Annotated in this window: 1 protein-coding gene; it reads left to right on the top strand. The window is 46.1% G+C overall.

Annotation, left to right across the window (positions count from 1 at the left end; translation table 11 throughout):
• On the top strand, positions 1-334 hold a 334-nt coding region (locus tag AB4653_RS25865), incomplete at both ends, for a chemotaxis protein CheW (RefSeq protein ID WP_372105659.1).

A 334-nucleotide genomic window follows, 5' to 3' on the forward strand; every position in this document is an offset into this window, starting at 1 on the left:
GGGTCACCCGTTCGCATTGCCACTGGCTTCTGTAAATGAAATCTTCCACCTAGACCTAAGCCGCACAAACGTGGTTGATGGCCAGCTAACGATCATCGTTCGCGATAAGTCTATTCCACTGTTCTACTTACAAAATTGGCTTACACCTAAAGAAGGTCTTGTTGAAGGACGTCAAGGTCATGGTCATGTTGTTATTGTGCAACTTGGTAGTCAACGTGTTGGTTTTGTTGTAGATGCGCTTATCGGCCAAGAAGAAGTGGTTATTAAGCCACTTGATAAGCTTCTTCAAGGCACGCCAGGAATGGCAGGTGCGACAATTACAAGTGACGGTCAC

It is taken from the genome of Vibrio sp. 10N.222.48.A3, from assembly GCF_041475345.1.
In the GTDB taxonomy this organism is placed as follows: Bacteria; Pseudomonadota; Gammaproteobacteria; order Enterobacterales; family Vibrionaceae; genus Vibrio; species Vibrio tasmaniensis_A.